2 protein-coding genes are annotated in these 2,618 nt (G+C 70.6%); both read right to left on the reverse strand.

All coding sequences use genetic code 11. The annotated features are described in order from the left end of the window. Positions 1–189 precede the first annotated feature (189 nt). Entirely contained in the window at positions 190–1,278 is a 1,089-nt protein-coding gene (locus tag G6021_RS12980; RefSeq protein WP_182641470.1) for an SGNH/GDSL hydrolase family protein, read from the reverse strand. 102 nt (positions 1,279–1,380) lie between these two features. Further along, positions 1,381–2,448 carry a beta-ketoacyl-ACP synthase III gene (locus G6021_RS12985; protein WP_182611095.1) on the reverse strand — a complete coding sequence of 356 codons (1,068 nt, stop codon included), beginning with the start codon at positions 2,446–2,448 and terminating at the stop codon, positions 1,381–1,383. Between the last annotated feature and the right edge of the window lie 170 nt (positions 2,449–2,618).

Below are 2,618 nucleotides of genomic sequence, written 5' to 3' on the forward strand. Positions count from 1 at the left end.
GCGCGGCCGCGACGGGCGCGGCGGCCAGCGCGAGGGAGGCTGCCAGCGCGAGGGTCGTGGTGAGGGTGCGTGCGCCGGCGGAGCGGCGGGGTAGGGGAGTGAACATGACCGCAGTCTGCAATCCCCGATCCCCACCGTTGGTAGTTGTGGCAACTAAGCAAATTCTATTCTTGTCGGCCGGCGTCGGCGCTACCCCGACAGCGCGGACAGCACCCGACCGGCCACGTGGGCGTGCCCGGCGGACGTGGGATGCACGGGCACCGAGGCGGTCTGCAGGCCGGTGAAGTCGACCCATCGGGTCTCCGGGGGCGTACACATCGAGTGCCCGGGCTCGTCGGGGATCACGACGGTCGCCCCGTTGCGCTGTGCTGCGTCGCGGACCACCCGGTTGATGCTCTCCTGGAACCCGCGGACCTTGTCCCGTTCGGCCTCGGAGATCGCGATGAACGGGGCACAGTCGGGCGAGGCGAGCAGGGTCTGGTCGTCCGGGATCGCGGAGAGGTAGCCCACGGTCACCACGCGGGCGTCGGGGGAGCGCCGGGCGATCTCGGCGTACACCAAGTCCATACGCCCGTCGAGCTCCTCGAGGGCCTGAGCGGCCTGGCGGTCGATCACGTCGGAGCACCCGGTGGTGGCATCGAAGCCCTCGGCGAGTCGCGAGGTCACTGAGTCCACCATCGGCAGGAGCTCGGGGGCGGTGTTGGGCCGGAGGGCGCAGGCCACGATCACCGCCGCGAACCCGACGTCGTTGCCGCCGATGGTCAGTGTGACGAGGTCTGTCTGCGTATCCAGGGCGTCGAGCTGGGGCGGGGCTCCGTTGCGCGCGGGCTCCCAGAAATCGTCGGCGGTGGCTCCGCCGCAGCTGGCGTTGATGAAGGTCCCCACACCGAGCTCACGGGCCACGACTGTCGGATAGGCGTCGTCGGTACGCACACAGGCGACCGGCCCGGCACCCCAGGCTCCCGGTGCCACCCGGCCGACGGCAGCGTACGAATCGCCCAGCGCCACATAACGGGCCGGGCCGGTTCCTGTGCCGGCGTAGACGGACGGGCCGAGGCCGTCGCCACTCATCTGACCTGCGATGTTCTGCCCCAGCGTCTGCGTGGAGCCGCTGGCCTGCTCGATCGTGGACCCGGTGGACGGGGGAGCGGCGGGGATCGCCGGGGTCGACCCTGCCGCGACGGGGGACACGAGTGAGGTCAGCAGGAGTGATGCGGCGGCCGCCACGGCGCCGGTGATCGCCGGGCGCGCGCAGCGGCGGAGACGTGAGGTGTGCATGAGATCACTCTCTCATGAACGCTTGTCCATCTGGCAGAGTTGCGGCCCCGGTTCTCGTGAACCGGGGCCGCGGGACGCACCGGACCTGAGGCCGAGGAGCCGTCAGTCGACGGGCGGTGCGGCGGGCAGACGCACGACCTGGCCGGCGTAGGACAGCCCCGCGCCGAAGCCGATGCACAGCGCGACCTGACCGGGCTGGGCCTCGCCGTCGCGCAGCATGGCCTCCATCGCCAGCGGGATCGAGGCGGCGGAGGTGTTGCCGGTCTGCTCGATGTCGTTGGCGATCGCGACCGAGTCGGGGAGTCCGAGGTGCTTGGCCATGGCCGAGTTGATGCGGCCGTTGGCCTGGTGGGGGATGAACGCCTGGATCTGCTCGGCGGTCACGCCCGCGGTCTCCAGCGTCTGCGCGCACACCTTGGACACCTGCACGGCGGCCCAGCGGAACACCTTGGAGCCGTCCATGACCAGGTAGGGCTGGAGCACGGCCTCCTCGCGCGCGGCGGCCGCGGAGGCATCGACCTCGTCCACGTACTGCTTGAAGTCCTTGGTCTGGCGGATGGCGTCGCCCTTCTCGCCGTCGGACCCCCACACCACCGGGCTGACGTCATTGGTCTCCGACGGGCCCACCACCACGGCGCCCGCGCCGTCGCCGAAGATGAAGGCGGTGTTGCGGTCGGAGAAGTCGATGCCGTCAGTCATCTTCTCCACGCCCACCACCACGACGTACCGGGCGCCGCCGCCGCGGATCATGGTGGTGGCCACGGCCAGGCCGTAGCCGAACCCCGCGCAGCCGGCGGTCAGGTCGAACGCGGCGATGCCGTTGCGGCCGAGATCGGTGGCCACCTGCGGAGCCGCGTGCGGCACCTGCGTCCAGTTGGTGGAGGTGCACACGATCACCGCGTCGATGAGCTCCGGATCGATGCCGGCGGAGGCCACGGCCTTCTTGGCGGCCTCGCTCGACATGGAGACGATCGTCTCGTCCGGCTCCGCCACGCGGCGGTTGAGGATCCCAGAGCGCTCGTAGATCCACTCGGAGCTCGAGTCAATCGTCTCGCAGATCTCCTCGTTGCTCACCACGCGACGTGGACGGTAGGCGCCGATGCCCAGGAGGGTCGTGCCGGGCGCGCCCTCGCTGGTCGCGATGGTCACGGTGTCGTTGGAATCCGCCATTGCAGATGGTGCTCCTCGTCGGTGTGCGGTTCGTGCGGTTCGTGGTCGGCGCACGGCTGGTGCTCCCCGACACAGTACTGCTGTCTCGGGGGACATCGTCGCACCAGACGGCGATGTTTCGTCGCCGATCGGCCGCCACCCCCGGGTCAGTCCGTGACCAGGCCCTCGAG

It is taken from the genome of Dietzia sp. CW19, assembly GCF_014145265.1.
In the GTDB taxonomy this organism is placed as follows: domain Bacteria; phylum Actinomycetota; class Actinomycetes; order Mycobacteriales; family Mycobacteriaceae; genus Dietzia; species Dietzia natronolimnaea.

Excerpts from the sequence above, each read along its gene's own strand:
- G6021_RS12985 (WP_182611095.1), bottom strand. The coding sequence starts at position 2,448 with ATGGCGGATTCCAACGACACCGTGACCATCGCGACCAGCGAGGGCGCG.
- G6021_RS12980 (WP_182641470.1), bottom strand. The coding sequence starts at position 1,278 with ATGCACACCTCACGTCTCCGCCGCTGCGCGCGCCCGGCGATCACCGGC.